We start from the raw sequence: 4156 nt of genomic DNA on the forward strand, positions 1-4156 counted from the left end.
CGCCACCAGATGGTGCTCGATCGTCGCGGCATCGTCGCCCGATTCGAGCATCGCCAGTGCCAGACGGTGGGCGCGGGCGAACTCGTCGATGTCGAGCTCACCGGTGACCCACGCGGCGTGTGCCGCCTGAGCGGCGTCGGGCATCCGACGGAGGTGCCGGTAGGCGACCGCGGGGATCCGGCGGCGGACTGCCAAGCCGTCGCTGGTCTGGTGTGCCAGGCCGAACATCGTGCACCGTTGCAGCGCCTTGGAGAACGGCGATGATCGAGCCGACGTGTACGACATTCCCATCATGCGGGCGGTGAGGCCGAGGTCGATCTCGTACCCGTCCGGGTGTTGATCGAGACCGCTGACGAGTCGCCGGAGCAGCCATGTGGCGGTCGGGCCGAGGACCCCGAGCCAGAACAGTTCGACATACCTCGACCGGGGATCGTGTCCGGTGTCGTCCATCAACGGGTCCACCCAGGCGCGGATCGTGACCAGCGCGGTGGGATCGGTTGCTTCGACCGGCGGTTGCGTCGGGACCCGATCGGACTCGGTCGTCGGCCGACGCGGGGGTGGTGGCGGAATCGGTCGCCGGCGCGTCGCGGAGCCGGCCGTACGACCGGTGCCGGGTGCGTTCTGGGAGTTGGTCACGATGAACCTCCGTCGGTGACGAGACACGGCGGGAGGAGTCGGCAGCCGTCACGGGGTGCCGAGGTCCCGAGGAAGGGAAAATGGGCGCTCGAGGTCCGCGTCGTCGACGCTGCGCGTGATTAGCGTCTGGACGTGAACGAGACTGCTGAGGAGCCTGATCGCCTCGACCCGGGTGTGTACCGGAGGCGACGGATCGGTGTGCTCGCGGGTGCGGTCGTGGCAGTCGGGCTGACGGTCGGCGTGGTCGCCATCGCGGCGGACGGAGACGGGGCCGACCGCCTCGGAACCATCGACGCCACCACCTCCACCACGACCACGACATCGACCACGACGACGGTGCCGACCACGACGACGGAGGTGTCGACCACGACCGGTGCGCCGTCGACCACCGCCGCACCGACGACCTCGACGATTCCGCCTCCGACCACGATCCTCGTCGACGGAGTCCCCGTCTGGCCCCCGTACGAGGTGCTCCCGCCGCTCGACGGCATCGCCGCGCTCACCGGGCTGCCCGCCGACGAGACCGTCACGAACCGGCCGATCCTCGCCGTCAAGCTCGACAACCATGCCGACGGCCGCCCGCAGTGGGGACTCGACTCGGCCGACGCGATCATCGAGGAGAACGTCGAAGGGGTCACCCGGTTCATCGGGCTGTTCCATTCCAACCTGCCCGACCGTGCAGGCCCGGTGCGCTCGGCGCGCACCGGCGACCTCGACATCCTCGCGGCGATGAACCGTCCGGTCCTCGCCTGGTCCGGGGGCAACGCAGGCGTCACCCGATGGATCGGCTCGGCTGCCGCTTCAGGCGTGCTGGTCGACTTCAGCGCCCTGCACAACCCGTGCTACGAGCGCAGTTCCAGCCGCGGCGCTCCCCACAACCTCCTGGTCGACCCGCTGTGCGCGGTGAACACTGCGCCCGAGCCGGGCCACGCCCGCCCGCTGTGGACGATCGACGGCGACTGGACCCCCGGACCCGGGGTGTCGACGACCGACGACTCCGAGTTCGAGGTGGACATGGATGGCGTTCGCGCCGGCTGGGCCTGGGTTCCGGATTTCGGTGTGTACATCCGCAGTCAGAACGGTCGGTCGCACGTCGCCGCGTCGGGCAACCAGATCGTGATGAACAACGTGGTCGAGCTCTTCACCGAGCACCCGCCGTCGCCCGTCGATGCTCGCTCGCCGAACCCGGTGACGGTCGGCCGAGGGCGGGCCGTGATCCACCGGGACGGCATCGCGATCGAAGCCGAGTGGAGTCGATCGCTTCCGTACGACGCGTTCACGTTCACCGACGCGGAGACCGGCGCAGCCGTTCCGCTCGATCAGGGGCGGACGTTCATCGAACTGGCCCGCGCCGGCTGAGCAGGTTCGGGTGCCCGCTCAGGGCTGCGTGCTCTGCCGGGCGTCGGGGAAGGTGACGACCACCCGGGCGCCGCCGAGCCGTTCGCTCGTCGACACGACCACGGTGCCATCGTGGCGCCGGACCAGATCGAGCACGATCGACAGCCCGAGTCCGAACCCGCCGTCCCGGCGGGACCGAGCCGAGTCGAGCCGGACGAAGCGTTCGAAGATCCGCTCCCGGTCGGCGGGCGCGATCCCCGGGCCGTCGTCGTCGATGGCGACCACGACCGCACCCGCTCGACTCACGACCTCGACGGCCACACGGTCGCCGGCGTGACGCAGCGCGTTGTCGAGCAGGTTGCGGATCACGCGGCGGACCTGGTCGGCGTCCCCGCGCACCTGGCCCGCGGAGACCTCGGAGAGATCGATCGTCGTATTCGCCGGAACGCGGGCGGCTTCGTCGAGCACGACGTCATCGACATCGACGAGTGTCCAGGAGTCGGTCGACTCGAGGTCGGCGTCCGCCCGGGCGATCACCAGCAGATCGTCGACGAGCCGTTGCATCCGCAGGTCCTCCTCCAGCACGCTCTCGGCCACTTGCTCCCAATCCGCCGCCGGTGAGGCGAGAGCGACATCGAGGCTGTGGCGAATGACGGCGATCGGAGTGCGCAGCTCGTGCGACGCCGCCGAGACGAACTCGCGCTGCCCGCGGGTTCCGGCTTCGATGCGGTCGAGCATGCGGTTCATCGTGTCCGCGAGCAGACGGATCTCGTCGTCGGTCGTCGGTTGCGACACCCGGCGGTCGAGATCGGTGACGGTGATGTCGGCGACCTCGGCGCGCATCGAGTCGACCGGCCGCAACGCCCGGCGGACGACGGTCCACGCCGCGGTCCCGGCCAGAGTCGTCATCACGAGGCCGCTGATCAGCAGCGTCCAGGTGGCGACGCGCAGCGTGCTCTCGAGGTCGGCGAGGCTGGTCCCGACCGCGATCGTCACCGGTCCTGCGGGCGTGGACTGCTCCGTCACGACGAGTCGGAACTCCTCCGACTCGCCCGACGTCTGACGGACGGTGAGTTGGGACGCGTCGGTGACCGCATCGACCGGTGGCTGGCCGCGCACGTTCGTACTCGATGCGATCACCTCTCCGTTCAGGATGATCTGAGCGAACGACGTTCCATCGTCGGGGATGGTGATGTTCCTCGGGGCGATCCCGCTCTCGGCGAGGGCGCCGAGATCGGCGGCGCGCAACTCGAGCGAGGTGTCGATGTTGTCGAGCATCGTGCTGCGCAGCGTCGTCAGCAGCGCCACGCCGGACACGACCAGCGTCACCGCGAAGAGCAACGTCACGAAGAGCGTCGTTCGGCCGCGCACCGACGATGCGATCTTCATGCGTCGCCTTCGCGCAATCGGTACCCGACCCCGCGCACGGTCTCGATCGACGCCTGACCGAATGGTTCGTCGACCTTCTTGCGGAGGTGGCCGACGTAGACCTCGACGATGTTGGCGTCGCCGGCGAAATCGACGTCCCAGACGTGGTCGAGGATGTCCTGCTTGGACAGCACGGACCCCGCATGGCTCATGAGGTGTTCGAGCACGGCGAACTCGCGGGCGGTGAGTTCGATGGTCGACTCGCCGCGTCGAACCACTCGTCGGGACGGGTCGAGGACGAGATCACCGACGGTCAATACGGTCGGTCGAGCCTCACCCCGGCGACGGAGCAGCGATCGGATGCGCGCGACGAGGACCACGTGGGAGAACGGCTTGCGGAGATAGTCGTCCGCTCCCGTGTCGAGGGCTTCGGCCTCGTCGAGAACACCGTCCTTCGCCGTGAGCATCAGGATCGGCGTCCAGTTGTCCTGCTCGCGGAGCGTTCGGCAGACGACGAAGCCGTTGGTCCCCGGCAGCATGATGTCGAGCAGGATGGCGTCGTAGCTGTGGGTGGTGGCCATCCACAGCCCCTCGGTGCCGTCGTGCACGACGTCGACCGCGAACCCGTCGGCGGTGAGTCCGTCGTGGAGTGAACGGGCGAGCTTCACCTCGTCCTCGACGACCAGCAGCCTCATCGCCGACAGTCTGCCAGTCGTCGATCGATCCGGGCAGTCCCGGTCGGCGCTTCCTGAAGACGTCTTCAGGATCGTTCAGGGTCCCTTCAGCGTGCGCCGACCACGATGCTGCGAAAGCG

The 4156-nt window shown here is 69.0% G+C and carries 4 protein-coding genes; 1 reads left to right on the forward strand and 3 read right to left on the reverse strand.

Annotated elements, in window-relative coordinates:
* Nucleotides 1-636: hypothetical protein (locus WBV89_RS12895; RefSeq protein WP_423981758.1), on the reverse strand; the 636-nt coding region annotated here is incomplete at its 3' end.
* A gap of 132 nt (nt 637-768) precedes the next feature.
* On the opposite strand from WBV89_RS12895, the gene WBV89_RS12900 reads away from it, so the two are divergent.
* Complete coding sequence (locus WBV89_RS12900; protein WP_423981759.1) at nt 769-1995, forward strand: DUF3048 domain-containing protein; 1227 nt, start codon at nt 769-771, stop codon at nt 1993-1995.
* A gap of 18 nt (nt 1996-2013) precedes the next feature.
* Here the strand turns inward: WBV89_RS12900 and WBV89_RS12905 are convergent, their stop codons facing one another.
* Nucleotides 2014-3363, reverse strand: a complete 1350-nt coding sequence (locus WBV89_RS12905) for an ATP-binding protein (RefSeq protein WP_423981760.1) — start codon at nt 3361-3363, stop codon at nt 2014-2016.
* Entirely contained in the window at nt 3360-4037 is a 678-nt protein-coding gene (locus WBV89_RS12910; RefSeq protein WP_423981761.1) for a response regulator transcription factor, read from the reverse strand. Before WBV89_RS12910 ends, WBV89_RS12905 begins: the two co-directional genes overlap by 4 nt.
* Between the last annotated feature and the right edge of the window lie 119 nt (nt 4038-4156).

Origin of the sequence: Ilumatobacter sp. (genome assembly GCF_049588435.1) — a bacterium.
GTDB lineage: Bacteria > Actinomycetota > Acidimicrobiia > Acidimicrobiales > Ilumatobacteraceae > Ilumatobacter_A.